Source organism: Pseudomonas sp. B6002, assembly GCF_013385985.1.
GTDB lineage: Bacteria > Pseudomonadota > Gammaproteobacteria > Pseudomonadales > Pseudomonadaceae > Aquipseudomonas.
Window position 1 is genome coordinate 440,122 of record NZ_JACAOY010000004.1, and the last position, 18,706, is coordinate 458,827.

An 18,706-nucleotide genomic window follows, 5' to 3' on the forward strand; every position below is an offset into this window, starting at 1 on the left:
ATGGAATTCCTGAACGCCTTTTCCCATCTTGATTGGGCCCAAGTCCTGCACCTGACCGGGCAGCACATCACCCTCGTCGGCATTGCCGTGATCCTCGCGATCCTCATCGGCGTGCCGCTGGGCATCCTGATGACGCGCTTCCCGACCTTGGCCGGGCCGCTGCAAGCCAGCGCCACCGTGTTGCTGACCGTGCCGTCCATCGCCCTGTTCGGCCTGCTGCTGCCGTTCTACTCCAAGTTCGGCCAGGGCCTGGGACCGATGCCGGCGATCACCGCCGTGTTCCTTTACTCCCTGCTGCCCATCATGCGTAACACCTACCTGGCCCTCACCGGCGTGGAACCGGGCATTCGCGAAGCCGCACGCGGCATCGGCATGACCTTCGGCCAGCGCCTGCGCATGGTCGAGCTGCCGATTGCCGTGCCGGTGATCCTCGCCGGTGTGCGCACCGCCGTGGTGATGAACATCGGCGTGATGACCATCGCCGCCACCATCGGCGCCGGTGGCCTGGGTGTACTGATTCTGGCTTCCATCAGCCGCAGCGACATGTCGATGCTGATCGTCGGCGCCGTGCTGGTCAGTCTTCTGGCCATCTTCGCCGACCTGCTCCTGCAATGGCTGCAACGCTCGCTGACTCCAAAAGGATTGCTCAAATGATCGAACTTCAAAACCTGTCCAAGACCTTTCAAAGCAACGGCAAAACCATCACCGCCGTCAACGATGTCAGCCTGACTGTCAATGAAGGCGAAATTTGCGTCTTCCTGGGGCCTTCGGGCTGCGGCAAGAGCACCACACTGAAAATGATCAACCGCCTGATCAAGCCGACGTCAGGCAAGATTTTGATCAACGGCGAAGACACCACCGACCTGGATGAAGTGACCCTGCGTCGCAACATCGGCTACGTGATCCAGCAAATCGGCTTGTTCCCCAACATGACCATCGAGGAAAACATCGTGGTGGTGCCCAAGCTGCTCGGCTGGGACAAACAGAAATGCCACGACCGCGCCCGCGAGTTGATGAGCATGATCAAGCTGGAGCCCAAGCAGTACCTGCACCGCTACCCGCGTGAACTGTCGGGCGGGCAGCAACAGCGCATCGGCGTGATCCGCGCGCTGGCGGCCGATGCACCGCTGCTGTTGATGGATGAGCCGTTCGGCGCGGTCGACCCGATCAACCGCGAGATGATCCAGAACGAATTCTTCGAGATGCAGCGCGCGCTGAACAAGACCGTGATCATGGTCAGCCACGACATCGACGAGGCCATCAAGCTGGGCGACAAGATTGCGATCTTCCGCGCCGGCAAGCTGCTGCAGATCGACCACCCGGACACGCTGCTGGCGCACCCGGCTGATGAGTTCGTCAGCAACTTTGTGGGCCAGGACAGCACCCTCAAGCGCCTGCTGCTGGTGAAGGCCGAAGATGCGGCAGACAACGCGCCGTCGGTGAGCCCTGAGACGCCGGTGGCGGATGCCCTGGAACTGATGGATGAGCATGACCGCCGCTATGTGGTGGTCACCTGTGCCGAGAACAAGGCGCTGGGGTACGTACGACGTCGCGACCTGCACCGTCAGACCGGTACGTGCGGCCAGTACCTGCGTGAGTTCAACGCCACCGCGGCGTATGACGAGCATTTGCGCATCCTGCTGTCGCGCATGTACGAGTTCAATCGCTCGTGGTTGCCGGTGATGGATGCCGAGCGGGTGTTCCTGGGGGAAGTGACCCAGGAGTCGATTGCCGAGTATTTGAGCTCCGGCAAGTCCCGTGGGGGCAAGACCAGTATTGTTTCGCCGGCTGAGACTGCGTTGGCCTGATCCACCGCTATCGCAGGCAAGCCAGCTCCCACATTTGGACTGCATTCATCTGTAGGAATGCAATCCCCTGTGGGAGCTGGCTTGCCTGCGATGAATCCACCACAAATCCCGCTGATTTGCCCCATTCGGGGAACATCAATCCGTCACACCGGTCGGTTACATAAGTAGCTGCACGGGTTCCCGCGACGAACGCGTGCAAAAACGCGACATTTTTAGTTGATCTATGGCCCCTCACGTCCTAAAGTTCGCGCCGAACGTCCATGCTGGAAACGATCCATCCGGCTCAAGTACTGACGACGAGACAGCAAGGCCAAGGGAAGCGGTTGATCCCATGGCCTTTTTGCTTTCGGCGACATGCCTTGGGAAGTAGGCGAACCAAAGTGGGGATACGGAGGACGTTCATTTGCACCCATTGATCAATCTAGTTTGCCCTTAGGAGTTCCCAGCATGTCGATTAACGTCGAAGATTATTTCGCGCGCGCCACTTTTGACAAAATGAAGGCGTTCGCCGACACGCAAGAAACCCCGTTCGTGGTGATCGACACCGCGATGATCAGCCAGGCCTACGATGACCTGCGCGCCGGTTTCGAATTCGCCAAGGTCTATTACGCGGTCAAGGCCAACCCGGCCGTCGAGATCATCGACCTGTTGAAAGACAAGGGTTCGAGCTTCGACATCGCCTCGATCTACGAGCTGGACAAGGTACTGGGCCGTGGCGTCAGCCCGGACCGTATCAGCTATGGCAACACCATCAAGAAATCCAAGGACATTCGCTACTTCTTCGAGAAGGGCGTGCGCCTGTTCTCCACCGACTCCGAAGCCGACCTGCGCAACATCGCCAAGGCCGCGCCGGGCTCGAAAGTGTATGTGCGTATCCTCACCGAAGGCTCGACCACCGCTGACTGGCCTTTGTCGCGCAAATTCGGCTGCCAGACCGACATGGCCATGGACCTGCTGATCCTGGCGCGTGACCTGGGCCTGGTACCTTACGGCATCTCCTTCCACGTGGGTTCGCAACAGCGCGACATCAGCGTGTGGGACGCGGCGATCGCCAAGGTCAAAGTGATCTTCGAGCGCCTGAAAGAAGAAGACGGCATCCACCTGAAGCTGATCAACATGGGCGGTGGCTTCCCGGCCAACTACATCACCCGCACCAACAGCCTGGAAACCTACGCTGAAGAAATCATCCGCTTCCTCAAGGAAGACTTCGGCGACGACTTGCCGGAAATCATCCTGGAGCCAGGCCGTTCGTTGATTGCCAACGCCGGTATCCTGGTGAGCGAAGTGGTGCTGGTGGCGCGTAAATCCCGCACAGCGGTAGAGCGTTGGGTGTACACGGATGTGGGCAAGTTCTCCGGCCTGATCGAAACCATGGACGAGGCCATCAAGTTCCCGATCTGGACCGAGAAGAAAGGCGAGATGGAAGAAGTGGTCATCGCCGGCCCAACCTGCGACAGCGCCGACATCATGTACGAGAACTACAAGTACGGCCTGCCGCTGAACCTGGCCATTGGTGATCGCCTGTACTGGCTGTCGACCGGTGCGTACACCACCAGCTACAGCGCAGTTGAATTCAACGGCTTCCCGCCATTGAAATCTTTCTACGTCTGATCACCCTTCCCGGGAACGATCACATCACCCTGTAGGAGCCCGGCTTGCCGGCGATAGCGTTCTCAAGATCGCCATCGCCGGCAAGCCGGCTCCTACAGGTTTAATTGTGTGGCGCGTTTCTGGTAAGCCTCGGCCATCGCGCGGATCTGCGGGTCATTCGCCGCTTCCAACGCCTTTTGCGCCGTACGCAAAAACTTCAGATTCCCGCCCGCCAATGCTTTGCGCAACCACTCCAACGCTGCATCGATCTGGCCTCTGTCCGCCAGCACCGCCGCATAACTGAACTGCCCGCGAAAATCGCCGCCTTCGGCTGAACGTCGATACCACGCCTCGGCAGCGTCCAGATCCCTTGGACAGCACTGCCCGTCTTCCAGATAACGCCCCAACAGGTTCATCGACTTGGCGTGCCCCTGCTCGGCCGCCTGGCGATAAAGCGCGAACGCCTGCTGCTGATTCTCGGCGACACCGCGCCCGGTCGCGAGCAAATTGGCGTGGTTGTACTGCGCCCAATCCAGGCCCGCCTCGGCCGCCTGCTGGTATTCCCGAGCGGCAGCGGCTTCGTCGATGGCGCAGCCCCAGCCATGTTCCAGGCAACGCCCGGCCATGTTGCGCGCCATCAGGTGGCCGCCCTGTGCCGCGATCTGGAACCAGCGCAGTGCCAAGGCTTCATCCCGCGCAATGCCACGGCCTTCCAGCAGGATTTGCCCGAGCAGCGCCTGGGCGTCCACCACGCCCTCCTTCGCCGCCATCAGGATCGCCTGGGCTGCACGGACCGGGGAGTCGTCGAGCATCGATTGCAGTTGCTCGACGTTGAGCACTTCTTCACGGCGCAATAAAAAGCCCATGTCAGACCTCGACCCAGCGACGCAGCAGGTTGTGGTAGGTACCGGTGAGCTGGATCAGGGCCGGGTGGTCGGGTACGTCGCGGGACAGTTGCTGGATCGCGCCGTCCATTTCGAACAGCAAGGTGCGCTGGCTGTCTTCGCGCACCAGGCTTTGGGTCCAGAAGAACGAGGCATAGCGCGCACCACGGGTCACGGCATTGACTTTGTGCAGGCTGGAGCCCGGGTACAGCACCATGTCGCCGGCTGGCAGCTTGACGCGCTGCAGGCCGAAGGTGTCCTGGATCTCCAGTTCGCCGCCGTCGTATTCGTCGGGGTCGCTGAAGAACAACGTGGAGGACAGGTCGGTGCGCACCCGCTCGTGGCTGCCCCGGGCCTGGCGTACGGCGTTGTCGATATGGAAGTCGAAACTGCCGCCTGCGGTGTAGCAGTTGAGCAAGGGCGGGAAGACTTTGTGCGGTAACGCCGCTGACATAAACAGCGGATTTTTCCACAGCCGTTCGAGCATTGCCGCACCGATTTCCTTGGCCAGCGGATGGCCTTCGGGCAGTTGCAGGTTGTGTTTGGCTTTGGCGGATTGGTGCCCGGCGGTGATTTTACCGTCGGCCCATTCGGTGGTTTCCAGGGCCTGGCGAATGCGCTGCACTTCCTCACGAGAGAACAGGCCGGGTATGTGCAGCAGCATGGGACAGTACCTGAAATCAGAGAGGCGCTAATGGTATTGATTCTTATCCGCCCTGTAAAACACGGCAGACGAACGAGTTCGTAAAAACCGTAAGCAAAAAGTGTAAAGAATGTAAATTCAATGCAATTAGCAATGTATCGCAATTGATAGAAATACTTGTTCACCCTATATTCCGCGGCCTCACATCCTTGGGGAAAGGACACGTCATGCCGCGCACTACTCTAAAAACACCTGCCAGTTCACCACGCATGCTGGCTTCGGCCATCGGCGTTGCCCTCAGCGCCAGCTCTGCCGCCCACTTGGCGCAAGCGGCTGAAGACACCGAACAAAAAGGCGAGCGCAACAGTATCTCCCTCGGCGCCACCAGCATTACCGGTCAGGAGCAGGACAACACCTCCTACCAGGTGGAAAAAGCCTCATCGCAGAAGTACACCGCCCCGCTGGTGGACACCCCGCGCTCCGTCACCGTGGTGCCACAACAAGTGCTCAAAGACACCGCCGCCACCTCGTTGCAGGATGCCTTGCGCACAGTGCCGGGCATTACCTTCGGCGCCGGTGAAGGCGGCAACCCTCAAGGCGATCGCCCATTCATCCGTGGTTTCGACGCCCAAGGCGACACTTACCTGGACGGCGTGCGTGACACCGGTGGCCAGAGCCGTGAGATCTTCGACATCGAATCGATCGAAGTCAGCAAAGGCCCCAATTCCTCGTTCGGCGGCCGTGGCTCGGCCGGCGGCAGCATCAACCTGGTGAGCAAGACGCCACAAGCGCGGGACTTCACCAACGGCGGCTTCACCTACGGTTCCGACCAGACCCGCCGCTACGTGCTCGACGTGAACCGCCAGTTCCTCGACGACAGCGCCGCGTTCCGCCTGAACCTGATGAGCCACGAGCAAAATGTCGCCGGCCGCGACGCCATCGACTACGACCGTTGGGGCGTGGCCCCGTCGCTGACCTTTGGCCTGGGCACCCCGACCCGCGTCAACCTCAGCTACTACCATATGGAAAGCAATGACCTGCCCGACTCCGGGATTCCGTATGGCTACAGCAGCCGCGCCTCAAACGCCGCCCACGTCCACGACAAACCCACTGACGGCGGCGACAGCAACAATTTCTACGGTTTGAAAAGCCGTGACTTCCGCAAGACCCGCGCCGACATCAGCACGTTCTCCGTCGAGCACGACCTGAACGACAACATGACGCTGAAAAACACCCTGCGCCATGGCAGCACGGGCCAGGACTACGTGCTCACCCAACCGGATGACAGCCAGCACAACGTCAACCAGTTCGGCACCGTGTGGCGTCGTGCCAATACCCGTGTCTCCACCACCACGACCACCACCAACCAAACTGACCTGTTTGGCAGCTTCCAGGCCCTGGGCTTCAAGCACAGCTATTCCACCGGCCTGGAATTCACCGGTGAAGAAACCCGTGTCAGCGGCTACACCGTCAGCCCCAACGCCAATCCGACGTGCACCGTCATCAAGGGCTCTGCAAACGGCCAGTGCACCTCCTTGAGCAACCCGACCCCGGACGATGCCTGGACCGGCTCCATCGCACGCAACTACATGGGCACCAACACCAAGGCCACCAGCCGCGCGGCCTACGTGTTCGACACCATCGAACTGGACCCGAAATGGTTGCTGAACGTCGGCCTGCGCTACGACACCTTCGACACCGAAGCCAACACCAACGCGGTGCCGACCTCCACCGTCAAGGCGCGCAGCAAGGTCAAGGACGACAGCCAGTTCTTCAACTGGCAGGCGGGCCTGGTCTGGAAACCGCTGGATAACGGCAGCATCTACACCTCCTACGCGACGTCGGCTTCGCCGGCCGGTGGCCTGGTGGGCGAAGGCGTGGACAGCAACGCGATCCCGACCGGCATCAACACCAGCGACCTGAAACCGGAAGAAACCGTAAACTACGAGCTGGGTACCAAGTGGGACCTGTTCCACAACCGTCTGTCCCTGTCGGCAGCGGTGTTTCGCACCGAGAAGAAAAACACGCGCATCCTGGTGGACTCCAACACCTACGAAACCGCGGGCGAATCGCGAGTGGACGGCCTGGAACTGTCGGCCAGCGGCAAGATCACCGATCAATGGCAAGTGTTCGCCGGCTACAGCTACCTGAAAGCCGAACTGGTTGACCCAGGCAAGAACGGCAGCCGTACCGGTGCCGTCGTCGCGGGCTCCAACAAAGGCAACCAGATGCCTAACACGCCGGAAAACTCGTTCAGCCTGTGGACCACGTATGACGTGACGCCGAAGCTGACCATCGGTGGCGGCGCGTTCTACGTCGATCAGGTCTATGGCGACCCGGCCAACACGGTGTACGTGCCGTCCTACACTCGCTACGACGCCATGGCCAGCTACAAGCTGACCAAGAATGTCGACCTGCAATTGAACGTGCAGAACCTGACCGACAAGACCTATTACGACAAAGCCTACGCGGCCCACTTCGCCAACCAGGCGGCCGGCCGCACGGCCCTGTTGTCCACCAGCTTCCACTTCTAAACGCGGGCAACAACCGCGCAAAAGCCCCACGCATCGGATGCGTGGGGCTTTTGCGTGTTAAACAGAATATTTCTCGATAACCCACGGCATAATGCGCGCCGTGACAACAATATCCAGATGAGCGAGGCGGTCCGACGTGTTGAAGAAAACCCTGTTCCAGTTGCACTGGTTCTTCGGCATCACTGCCGGGCTGGTGCTGGCGTTGATGGGGATCACCGGGGCTGCGGTCTCGTTTCAGGATGAAATACTGCTGGCGCTCAACCCGACCGTGTTGAGTGTGCAAAAGCGCGAGGCCGGCGTACTGCCGCCTGCAGAACTGGTGCGCAAGCTCGAAGCCACCGAAGGCAAGACCGTGTCGATGCTGTGGGTCGAAAGCGAAAGCGGCCACGCCGCGCGCGTGTTCTTCACCCCGCCAGCCGGTGAACGTCGCGGCCAGATGCGCTACTTCGACCCTTACACCGGCGACTACATGGGCGACGCCGTCGGCCAGGACGTGTTCGGCTTTATCTTGCAGCTGCACCGCTTCCTCGTCATGGGGGATACCGGCCGCCAAATCACCGGTGCCTGCACACTGATCCTGGTGTTCTTCTGCCTGTCGGGCCTGTACCTGCGCTGGCCGCGCCAAGCGGCGAACTGGCGCGCCTGGCTGACCCTGGACTGGCGCAAAAAAGGCCGCAGTTTCAATTGGGACCTGCACTCGGTGTTCGGCACCTGGTGCCTGCTCGCCTATTTGCTGGCCGCACTGACCGGCCTGTATTGGTCCTACGATTGGTACAACCAAGGCGTGACGAAGCTCTTGTCCGACGCGCCACAAAATGAACGCATGCGCAAACGCGGCCCTCCGCCCGCAGGCCCGGCGCCGGTAGCCAACTACGACGCCATCTGGAGCAGCATCTACAGCAATGCCGGACCTGGCTTGAGCGCCTACAACATCCGCATGCCAGCGGTCGCCGGCCAGCCGGCCACTGTCTACTACCTGCTCAAAGACTCGCCTCATGACCGGGCGCTGAACCAGATCAACCTGGACCCGGCCAGCGGCGAGGTCAAATCCCACGACCGCTACGCCAGCAAGTCCCTGGGCTCCCGGCTACTCACTAGCGTCTATGCGCTGCACACCGGCAGCTACTTCGGTTTGATTGGGCGCATCATCCTCACCATCAGCGCGCTGTGCATGCCGCTGTTCTTTATTACCGGCTGGCTGCTCTACCTCGACCGCCGCCGTAAAAAGCGCCACGTCCGCGATGCCCGCCAAGGCCTTGTCGCCAACAGCAGCGATGCGCCAGCCTGGTTGATCGGTTTCGCCAGCCAGAGCGGCTTTGCCGAGCAACTGGCCTGGCAGACCGCCGGGCAATTGCAGGCCGCTGGGCTGCCGGTGAAGGTGCAGCCCTTGGGCAGCGTCAGCCGCGACGACCTGAGCCAGTCGCACCATGCGCTGTTCGTGGTCAGCACCTTCGGCGACGGCGAAGCCCCCGACAGCGCCCGTGGTTTCGAACGCAGCGTGCTCGGCCAGGACCTGTCCCTCAAGGGCCTGAACTACTCGGTACTGGCCCTGGGTGATCGCCAGTACGAACACTTCTGCGGCTTCGCCCGACGCCTGCATTTCTGGCTGACCCACCAAGGCGGCAACGCGTTGTTTGCGCCGGTGGAAGTCGACAGCGGCGACGCCGACGCCCTGCTCACCTGGCAACAACAACTCGGCCAACTCACCGGCCAGGCGCCCGCCGCGACCTGGCAAGCGGCGCCGTTCGAAAACTGGTCACTGAGCCAGCGCACGCTGCTCAACCGCGACAGCGTGGGCTCGGATATCTACTTGCTGGGCCTCACACCGCCGTCGCCGCAAAGCTGGTTGGCGGGTGACCTGGTGGAAGTCCTGCCCCGCAACTGCCCGTGGGCCATCGAACACTTCCTCGAAGGCCTCGGCCTGGCGGGCAGTGACGGTGTGGTGATCGACGGGCTGGCGCAGTCCCTCAGCCTGGCATTGGCGACACGGCAACTGCCGGAAAACCGCACCCATCTGGTCGGCCTGCATGCCCAGGCGCTGGTGAACGCGCTGGTGCCGTTGGGCATGCGCGAATACTCCATCGCCTCGATTGCCAGCGACGGTGTGCTGGAGTTGATCGTGCGCCAGGAACGTCACCCCGACGGCAGCCTGGGCGTGGGCTCTGGCTGGCTGACGGAGCACGCCGCGATCGGTTCGGGCATCAGCCTGCGCCTGCGCCGCAACAGCGGTTTCCACCTGCCAGAAGCGCAAGTGCCGCTGATTCTACTGGGCAACGGCACCGGCCTGGCAGGCCTGCGCAGCTTGCTCAAGGCACGCATCGTCGAGGGCCATACACGCAATTGGCTGCTGTTTGGCGAGCGCAATATCAAGCACGACTTCCTGTGCCAGGATGAACTGCAAGGCTGGCTGGCCAGCGGTGACCTGGCGCTGCTGGACCTGGCGTTTTCTCGCGACCAGGAAGAAAAAATCTACGTGCAGGACCGCCTGCGTGAGTCGGCCGATGTGTTGCGCAAATGGGTTGCGGACGGCGCCGCGATTTATGTCTGCGGCAGTCTGGAGGGCATGGCGACCGGCGTTGACCGGGTGCTGGTGGACATCCTGGGGAGCGAGGCGGTGGAACGGTTGATCGAGCAAGGCCGCTATCGTCGCGACGTGTACTAATGACTCCCGGACGAAGACGTTCAAATGTGGGAGCTGGCTTGCCTGCGATAGCGATGGTGAATTCACTATCGTCATCGCAGGCAAGCCAGCTCCCACAGTTTGATCGTATTCCAGGTCAGGCGGGTTGCAGTTTTTGTTCGAACACCGAGACGCCATCCAAATCCCGCAATATCACGGTCAATTCCGCCGTCTGCCCATCAATCTGCACCTCGCCGAAAAACTGAAACCCGGCAAGCGGTGAACTGTTCTGCACCGCCGGCGCCTTCTGGAACACCACCTCGGGCCCGAAGGTTTTATCCAGCGCATTCGGCCCGAAACTCCCGGCGTTCAACGGCCCGGCGACGAACTCCCAGAACGGTTCGAAATCCTGGAACGCCGCACGATCCGGGTGGTAATGGTGGGCCGCGCAGTAATGCACATCCGCCGTCAGCCACACGTGGTTGCGCACGTTTTGAGCCCTTAAAAAGCCCAGCAGTTCGGCAATCTCCAACTCGCGCCCTTGGGGTGCGCCCGGGTCGTTATTGGCGATGGCCTCCCAGCGCGGCACGCCCGGGCTGACCTCGCCGTCGGGCACGCCGAGGCCGATGGGCATGTCGGCGGCGACGACTTTCCACTGGGCCTGGGAGCCCTTGAGTTCGCGCTTGAGCCACTCCAGCTGTTCACGCCCCATGAAGGGTTTTTCGCCGCCCAGGTTGTCATCGTTGGGCCCGCGATAGCTGCGCATGTCCAGCACGAACACATCCAGCAACGGGCCATAGCTGAGCTTGCGGTAAATGCGCCCGCCACCGTCAGCCGCCTGCCGGCGCATGGGGGAATATTCCAGCCAGGCCTGGCGTGCACGGCCGACCAAGGTGTTGATGTCCTTGGTCTGGTAACGCTCGTCCAGCTGCTTGCTCGGCGACCAGTTGTTGACCACCTCATGGTCGTCCCACTGCCAGATCTGCGGCACCTCGGCGTTGAAGCGACGCACGTTTTCATCCATCAGGTTGTAGCGGTAGTTGCCGCGATACTCATCGAGAGTTTCGGCGACTTTGCTCTTGGCTTCGGTAGTGATATTGCGCCAGATGCGCCCGTCTTCCGTGGTGAGCTGCGCGGGTACCGGTCCGTCGGCGTAGATGGTGTCGCCGCTGTGGATAAAGAAGTCCGGCAAGCGCAGGCGCATGGCTTCGTAGATGCGCATGCCACCGATATCCGGGTTGATGCCGAAGCCTTGGCCGACGGTGTCGCCGCTCCACACAAAGCGGATGTCGCGACGCTGTTGCGGCACGCTGCGCAGGTGGCCGAACCAGGGCTCGCTGGCGACGCCGGTCTGGGCATCTTCGAAGTGCACGCGATAGAAAATCGCCTGGTCGGCGGGCAAGCCGGTGAGTTCGACTCGGGCGGTAAAGTCGGTGCGGTTATCGGCCAGGGGCGAGATGAACCTGCGCGGGTTGCTGAACACACTGCGGGTGTCCCACTCCACCACCATCCGCGCCGGGCGGTCGCTGCGGCTCCAGATCATGGCGCGGTCGCCCAGCAGGTCACCGGACTGCACACCGTCGGTGAGTTGCGGCCGGTCTTTTACCGAAGCGATCACCGCCGGCGCCAGGCCCGGCAGCAACAGGCCAGCGCCGACGGCTTGCATCACGCGGCGGCGGCCGAGGTCGAAGTGGCTCATGCAGGTTCCCTCTTGAGCGTCAAAAGGAAACTAAACCACGCGGGGATGAAAACCAGATGACACCTGTGGGAGCTGGCTTGCCTGCGATGGGGCCCTTGAGGACGCCATCGCCGGCAAGCCGGCTCCTACAGGTGGGGGTCATGCGGAAGTGACGGCCAGCTCTTCAGTGTCCGGGCGCTTGATCAGGGCGTAGACCAAGCCGGTCAGCACGCTACCGGCCACAATCGCCAGCAGATACAGCAGCGCATGGTTCATCGCATTCGGGATAACCAGCACCGCCAGGCCGCCGTGGGGCGCTGCCAGTTTGCAGCCGAAATACATCGAAATTGCCCCGGCCAACGCGCCGCCCGCGATGCTCGCCGGAATCACGCGCAGTGGGTCTTTGGCCGCAAACGGAATCGCACCTTCGGAGATAAACACCATCCCGAGAATGATCGCCGCCTTGCCGGCCTCACGCTCAGTCTGGGCGAACTTGCGGCGCGCAAGGAAGGTGGCGATGCCCATGCCAATCGGCGGCACCATACCCGCAGCCATCACGGCGGCAATCGGCCCACCACTATGCTCCGCCAACATGCCCACGGAAAACGCATAGGCCGCCTTGTTGATCGGCCCACCGAGGTCGACGCACATCATGCCGCCCAACAGAATGCCCAACAGCACCGCGTTGGTCGTGCCCATATCATTGAGGTAGGCGGTCAAGCCAACGAGCATGCGCGCCACCGGCGGCCCGATCAGATAGATCATCGCCAGGCCGGTGACCAGGCTCGCCAGCAACGGGATGATCAGGATCGGTTTAAGCGCATCCAGGCTCTGCGGCAATCGGATCGCGCGGTTGACCAGCTTGACGCAGTAGCCGGCCACGAAACCGGCGAAAATCCCGCCGATAAATCCCGCGCCCAAGGTCGTTGCCAGCAAGCCGCCGATCATTCCGGGGGCCAAGGCTGGACGGTCTGCGATGGAGTAGGCGATGTAGCCTGCCAGCAACGGTACCATCAGCATGAAGGCCTGGTTACCCACTGTTTTCAGCGCGGCGGCGAGTGAACCTTGTTCTTCAAAAGCGGTGATGCCAAACATGTACGACAAGGCGATCAACAAGCCGCCCGCCACCACCATCGGCAGCATGAACGACACGCCGGTGAGCAGGTGTTTGTACACGCCGGTTTTTTCCGACTGGGCCACCGCTGCACTGCCGGTGCTTTCCACCGCGCCGTCGGCCAACGCTTTTTTCAGCGTCGCTTCGGATTGCTTGAGGGCGATGCCCGTGCCGGAGCGGTAAATTTTCTTGCCGACAAACCGCTCGGTGGCCACCTCGATGTCCGCCGCCAACAGCACCACATCGGCCTCGGCAATCGCTTGCGCACTTAATGGCGTACGCGCGCCCACCGAACCCTGGGTCTCGACTTGCAAGTCGTAGCCCAGCCGCTTGGCGGCTTGCTGCAAGGCTTCGGCGGCCATGAAGGTGTGCGCCACCCCGGTCGGGCACGCGGTGATTGCGACGATGCGCGGCGCGGTCTTGGCTGCCGTTTCAGTGGCGACGTAAACCTCGGCCTCTTCGGCCCCACGCCGCAATACCGCCTCGACGTCCGCCAGCGCCTGAGCCGGCGTGCTCTGGAACACGCGCTTGCCGACAAACCGCTGCATGTCCACCGGCGTGCTGCTGACCAACAACACCCATTCGGCGGCGTCGAGGGTGGCCTGGGACAATTGGCGTTCAGGGCGCTGCCCATCGACCACTTCGACACTGGTGCTCCAGCCCTGACGTTGCGCGGCGGCGTCCAACAAGCGGGCGCACAGCACACTGGTGACCATGCCGTTCGGGCAGGCGGTAACAATGGCTAACTTCATCACAAACCCTCTTATTGTTCTGTCAGCGTACGCACGTGGACGCCGCTTTCGAGGCGCGCCAACTGCGCGTCATCGCTGATGCCGAAACCGATCTGCGTCACCGCCATCGCGGCAATCGCCGTGGCGCGGCGCAAGGTCTGCTCGGGTGCATCGCCAGCGAGCAAGCCGTGAAGCATCCCGGCCAGCAACGAATCGCCCGCACCCACGGTGCTCGCGACCGTGACCTTGGGCGGCGTGGCATGCAGCGCCACCTGAGGGCTGTACCAACTCACGCCCGCAGCGCCGTCGGAGACCACGACATGCTCCACGCCCAGTTGATGCAGGCGATGGATAGCGTCGGTGGCATTGCCCAGCGCCTCGGCCAGTTCTTCGGTGTTGGGTTTGACCAGCCACGGTCCAGCTTGTAGGCCGGCGCGCAAGGCTTCGCCACTGGTGTCCAGGGCGACTTTCAAACCCAGGCCTTTGATTTTCTCGAGCAAACCCTGGAACCATTGAGGGGTGATACCACGCGGTAGGCTGCCTGCCACCACCACCGCGTCGAATTCAGGGCCGACGATGGCGATGAGTCTGAGCAGTTCTTCCTGCGCCTCTTCACTCACCAGCGGCCCCGGCGCATTGATGTCGGTAACCCGGCCATCCCGCTCGGCAATCTTGATATTGCTGCGTGTCTCACCCGGCACCCGAATAAACGCATTGCCAAACTTACGACGGGCAATCAACGCGTCGAAAGCCTGGGGATTTTCCGCACCGAGAAACCCGCCCACGCTCACCTGATGGCCCAGATCGGCCAGTACCTGCGCCACGTTCACGCCCTTGCCGGCCGCGTGGGTCAGCAAGGTTTCGCTGCGATTGACTTCACCCGGTTCCAGGTGCGCCAAGCGCACGGTCAGGTCCAACGCCGGGTTCAGCGTCAGGGTCAAAATATTTGCCATTTACACGGCCTCCACAAGGGCACGCACGTCGGTGGGCGAACCCGCTGCCAGTGCTTTTTGCGCCAGGCCCTGGGCCTCGCTCAGGCTGAATTCACGTACCCGCGCCTTCACTTCGGGAATGCTGCGGGCGGACACACTCAACTCATCCACCCCCAGGCCCACCAGCACCGGCACCGCCAACGGGTCGGCCGCCAACTCGCCGCACACACCCACCCATTTGCCATGGGCGTGGGCGGCCCGCACGGTGATGTCGATCAGTTGCAACACCGCCGGGTGCAGGCCATCGGCCTGGGCGGACAAGGTCGGGTGGCCACGGTCGATGGCCAGGGTGTATTGGGTCAGGTCATTGGTGCCGACGCTGAAGAAGTCGACTTCCTTGGCCAGCACCGGCGCGAGCAAGGCGGCGGACGGTACTTCGATCATGATGCCCAGTTGCAGGTCGGCCACCGGGATTTCCAGGCGCAAGCGCTCGGTCATGTCACGGGCGGCGCGCCACTCGTCCACGCTGCCGACCATGGGGAACATGATGCGCAGTGGGCGGTTGTCTGCCGAGCGCAGCAGCGCACGCAATTGCGCTTCCATGATCTGCGGGCGCTGCAAGGTCAGGCGAATGCCACGCACGCCGAGGAACGGGTTTTCTTCTTGGGCGATAGGCCAGTAAGGCAGCGGCTTGTCACCGCCCACGTCAAGGGTGCGCACCACCAGCGGGCGACCGTCGAGGCCGTCGAGCACGCGACGGTATTCGGCTTCCTGGGTGGCTTCATCCGGCGCTTGCGGGTGGGCCATGAAAATCAGTTCGGTACGCAGCAGGCCGATCCCTTCGGCGCCTTGTTCCACGGCACTGGCAACGCCGGCGCTTTCGCCGATATTGGCGAACACTTCCACGGCGTGGCCGTCGCGGGTCAATGCCGGTTCATGGCGTTGGGCCGAGGCCGCTTGCAGGCGTTGTTCGCGGGTGTCACGTTCGACGGTGGCGCGTTGCAGGGTGGCGGCGTCGGCGTCCACGTGCAGGCGACCGCGCTGGCCATCGAGCAACAGCGGTGTGCCCGGCGCCAACAGCAAAACGGCAGCACCTGCGCCCACCAAGGCTGGGATGCCCAGGGCACGGGCGACGATAGCGCTGTGAGCGGTGGCGCCGCCACGGGCAGTGAGGATACCGGCCACGCGGGCCGGGTCCAGGCGTGCAACGTCGGACGGGCCGACTTCATCCATTACCAGGATGTAGGGCTGGCTGGGCTCCCGGACGCTTTCGACCCCGCACAATTGCGCCAACACACGCCGACCGATGTCACGCAGGTCGGCGGCACGCTCGGCAAGCAAGGCATCCTGCAGCGATTCCTGCTGTTTGGCGGCGGCCTCGATCACGTTCATCCAGGCGGCTTCGGCGCTTTCACCCTGCTTGAGACGGGTATCGACTTCGTCGGTGAGTTCCGGGTCGTCGAGCATCTCCTGGTGCGTGATGAAAATCTCGCGGATGGCTTTGGCTGGGCTGCGTTCGATCAGCCCCTGGATATCACGGCGCACCTCGGCCAAGGCGTCTTGCAGGCGCTGACGCTCAATGGAGGAAGACTCGCCGCGCAACGGGTAATCAAATACCTGCTGGACCTGGACGTGCGCCGGGCCGATGGCAATGCCCGGCGCGGCGGCGATAGCCTGGATCTGGCTGCCGGACACGGGGGCGCTGATCACAGGCTCGATATCAACGGTGGCAGGCTGCGCGCTGGCCGTCGGCAACGGCTCGACCTCTTCACCCAACCCCGCTTCGACCGCTGCCAACAGAGCGGGCAGCGCATCACCGGCAATCAACGGCTCGGCAACAAATTCCAGCACCTGGCCGCGACGCGCGCCGAGGCTGAGCAACTTGCTCAGGCTTTTCACCGACACGGCGCCCACCGGGCCATCGATGACGCGCACCCGCAAATCGCCGTCAAACTGCTTCGCCAACTGCGCCAGCACCTTGGCCGGCCGGGCGTGCAGGCCGTGGGCGTTGGCCAAGGTAATCCGGGCGCTGGGCCAGTCGGCAGGCAGCTCGCCGCCGAGTACTTCGAGCACGGCACGGCTGCTGGTGGCGCGGCCCAGTTCCTGCCCGCGCCCTTCAATCAGCAACGCGCACAGGCGTTCAAGCAACGCTTGGTGCGCCTCGCCGAGGCTGGCCAGGCAGAACACGCCATTGAGGGGCTGGCCGAGGTAACGCATGGGTTTGTCGGGGGTGACGAAGGCAAGGCCGGGGCGCTTCACCGTCTGCTCACTGTGCAGCCACCAGAGGCCATCACCCAGGGGCAGGGCGTCGACTTGCTGCAAGACGGCGGCGAAACCATTGCTCACGCAATCGGCCTGGCGCAGCAGGCGTGCGCCTCGCCATACCAGCTCTTCAAAATCATCGGCGGACACGCCCAGGCTGATCATCTGTGCATCCAGCGCCAGTTCCTGTGGCGCACCTTGCAGCAGTTTCAGCAAGGCTTCGGCGGAACCGGCACGACGCAGCGCCTGGCCCAGGTCGGTTTCACCGAGGGCGCGGGTAAGCAGTTGCAGCAGGCGCAGGTGTTCATCGGATTTGGCGGCAATGCCGATGGCCAGGTAGACGATCTGGCCGTCGCCCCAATCCACCCCTTCGGGGAACTGCAGCAGGCGCACACCGGTGGAGAACACTTGGTCGCGGGTTTCGGGAGTACCGTGGGGAATGGCGATGCCTTGGCCGAGAAAGGTCGAGCCTTGGGCTTCACGGGCTTGCAACCCACTGAGGTAACCCTCGGCGACCAGGCCGTCGGCCACCAGTTTGTCCGCGAGCAGGTGCAAGGCAGCAGATTTATCCACAGCCACCTGGCCCATGGAAATCTGCTCTACAGTGAGCTCAAGCATGCCGTTCTCCTAGTTAGTGCGAGGGGCGCACTAGGTATTGTTTTGAATAAATCAGCGCACGGGTGTTCAAAAATAACTGACTGAGTGGTCAATTGGCAGTAGCCACTGAGTCACGAACGTCGTAAAAATACGCCAGCTGAAACGTTTAATCTAGAATTTATGGCAGGTTAACCGCTAATTGAGCATCCTTGAAGAACCACTCGGCGCTTGAGCCCAGACGTTAGTCGCGTGCAGGAATCGGTTACGATTGGACAAAATGTCGGGGCAAGCTCTAAAAAACAAGGAAATCCCGGTTTGAAACTCAGCGATATTGCACGTCTGGCCGGTGTGTCCGTGACCACCGCCAGCTATGTCATCAATGGCAAGGCCGAACAGCAACGCATCAGCAACGCGACCGTCGAGCGCGTGCGAGCGGTGGTCGAAGCCCATGGCTTTACGCCCAACCCCCAGGCGGCCGGACTGCGCAGTCGGCATACGCGCACCTTGGGCTTTATCCTGCCGGACCTGGAAAACCCCAGTTACGCACGGATCGCCAAGTTGCTGGAGCAAGGCGCCCGCGCCCGGGGCTATCAGTTGCTGATCGCCAGCTCTGACGATGAGGCCGACAGCGAACGCCAACTGCTGCAACTGTTTCGCGCCCGTCGCTGCGACGCACTGTTTGTGGCCAGCTGCCTGCCAGCCAGCGATGACAGCTACCGCGAGCTGCAAGCCAAAGGCCTGCCGGTGATCGCCATCGACCGGGTGATGGACACGGGCCAGTTCTGCTCGGTGGTCAGTGACGACCGCCAGGCCTGCCAACAACTGACCAGCAGCCTGCTGCAACCACTACCCAAACAGATCGTGCTGATCGGCGCACACCCCGAGCTGAGCATCAGCCAGGAACGCGCCGCCGGTTTTCGCGAGGCACTGCGCGACTTCAAGGGCGACGTGCTGATCGAACAGGGCGAAGCCTTCAGCCGCGACTGCGGTCGGCAGTTGATGGAACAACTCCTGCAGCGTCTGGGGCATTTGCCGGATGCACTGGTGACGACGTCCTACGTGCTGCTGCAAGGCGTGTTCGACGCGCTGCATGACTTCCCGCTCAAATCGCGACCGTTGCGCCTGGGAACCTTCGGTGATACGCAGTTGCTGGACTTCCTGCCTTTGCCCGTCAACGCCATGGCCCAACAGCATCAACTGATCGCCGACACCGCCCTGCGCCTGGCCCTGGCCGCGATTGAAGAAGAACAGTACCAACCCGGCGTGCACGCCATCAGCCGTACCTTCAAGCAGCGTATTCACGAGGCCTGAGT

At 62.4% G+C, this 18,706-nt stretch carries 12 protein-coding genes; 6 read left to right on the top strand and 6 right to left on the bottom strand.

Annotated elements, in window-relative coordinates:
- The 3 genes from HX792_RS05540 (at position 1) to HX792_RS05550 (ending at position 3,419) form a co-directional block, all read left to right on the top strand.
- Positions 1 to 654, top strand: coding sequence for an ABC transporter permease (locus HX792_RS05540; protein WP_016971596.1), 654 nt, complete (start codon positions 1 to 3; stop codon positions 652 to 654).
- A complete protein-coding gene (locus tag HX792_RS05545; RefSeq protein WP_135307767.1) occupies positions 651 to 1,808 on the top strand; it encodes a betaine/proline/choline family ABC transporter ATP-binding protein in 1,158 nt (385 codons plus the stop codon). The genes HX792_RS05540 and HX792_RS05545 overlap by 4 nt, the downstream gene beginning before the upstream one ends.
- A gap of 447 nt (positions 1,809 to 2,255) precedes the next feature.
- A complete protein-coding gene (locus HX792_RS05550) occupies positions 2,256 to 3,419 on the top strand; it encodes a type III PLP-dependent enzyme (RefSeq protein WP_176995125.1) in 1,164 nt (387 codons plus the stop codon).
- A gap of 92 nt (positions 3,420 to 3,511) precedes the next feature.
- On the opposite strand, the gene HX792_RS05555 is transcribed toward HX792_RS05550, so the two are convergent.
- A complete protein-coding gene (locus HX792_RS05555) occupies positions 3,512 to 4,264 on the bottom strand; it encodes a tetratricopeptide repeat protein (RefSeq protein WP_176995126.1) in 753 nt (250 codons plus the stop codon).
- A 1-nt stretch (position 4,265) separates the two neighbouring features.
- The gene (locus tag HX792_RS05560) at positions 4,266 to 4,946 is read right to left on the bottom strand and encodes a Fe2+-dependent dioxygenase (RefSeq protein ID WP_176995127.1); all 681 of its coding nucleotides are present in this window, start codon (positions 4,944 to 4,946) and stop codon (positions 4,266 to 4,268) included.
- A 206-nt stretch (positions 4,947 to 5,152) separates the two neighbouring features.
- On the opposite strand from HX792_RS05560, the gene HX792_RS05565 reads away from it, so the two are divergent.
- Together HX792_RS05565 and HX792_RS05570 are read left to right on the top strand one after the other, a co-directional pair.
- Entirely contained in the window at positions 5,153 to 7,459 is a 2,307-nt protein-coding gene (locus HX792_RS05565) for a TonB-dependent siderophore receptor (protein WP_176995128.1), read from the top strand.
- Positions 7,460 to 7,595: 136 nt separating this feature from the next.
- Complete coding sequence (locus HX792_RS05570) at positions 7,596 to 10,121, top strand: sulfite reductase flavoprotein subunit alpha (protein ID WP_176995129.1); 2,526 nt, start codon at positions 7,596 to 7,598, stop codon at positions 10,119 to 10,121.
- Between the two features lie 115 nt (positions 10,122 to 10,236).
- Here HX792_RS05570 and HX792_RS05575 read toward each other — a convergent pair whose 3' ends face one another.
- The 4 genes from HX792_RS05575 to ptsP form a co-directional block, all read right to left on the bottom strand.
- Positions 10,237 to 11,778 (bottom strand): alkaline phosphatase, encoded by a 1,542-nt coding sequence (locus HX792_RS05575; protein WP_176995130.1) that lies wholly within the window; start codon positions 11,776 to 11,778, stop codon positions 10,237 to 10,239.
- 138 nt (positions 11,779 to 11,916) lie between these two features.
- Positions 11,917 to 13,623 (bottom strand): PTS fructose-like transporter subunit IIB, encoded by a 1,707-nt coding sequence (locus tag HX792_RS05580; protein WP_176995131.1) that lies wholly within the window; start codon positions 13,621 to 13,623, stop codon positions 11,917 to 11,919.
- Positions 13,624 to 13,634: 11 nt separating this feature from the next.
- Positions 13,635 to 14,555 carry a 1-phosphofructokinase gene (pfkB, locus tag HX792_RS05585; protein WP_176995132.1) on the bottom strand — a complete coding sequence of 307 codons (921 nt, stop codon included), beginning with the start codon at positions 14,553 to 14,555 and terminating at the stop codon, positions 13,635 to 13,637.
- Positions 14,556 to 17,414, bottom strand: coding sequence for a phosphoenolpyruvate--protein phosphotransferase (gene ptsP, locus HX792_RS05590; protein ID WP_176995133.1), 2,859 nt, complete (start codon positions 17,412 to 17,414; stop codon positions 14,556 to 14,558).
- A 294-nt stretch (positions 17,415 to 17,708) separates the two neighbouring features.
- Between ptsP and cra the strand changes: the two genes are divergently transcribed.
- Entirely contained in the window at positions 17,709 to 18,704 is a 996-nt protein-coding gene (gene cra, locus HX792_RS05595; RefSeq protein ID WP_176995134.1) for a catabolite repressor/activator, read from the top strand.
- Positions 18,705 to 18,706 lie beyond the last annotated feature (2 nt).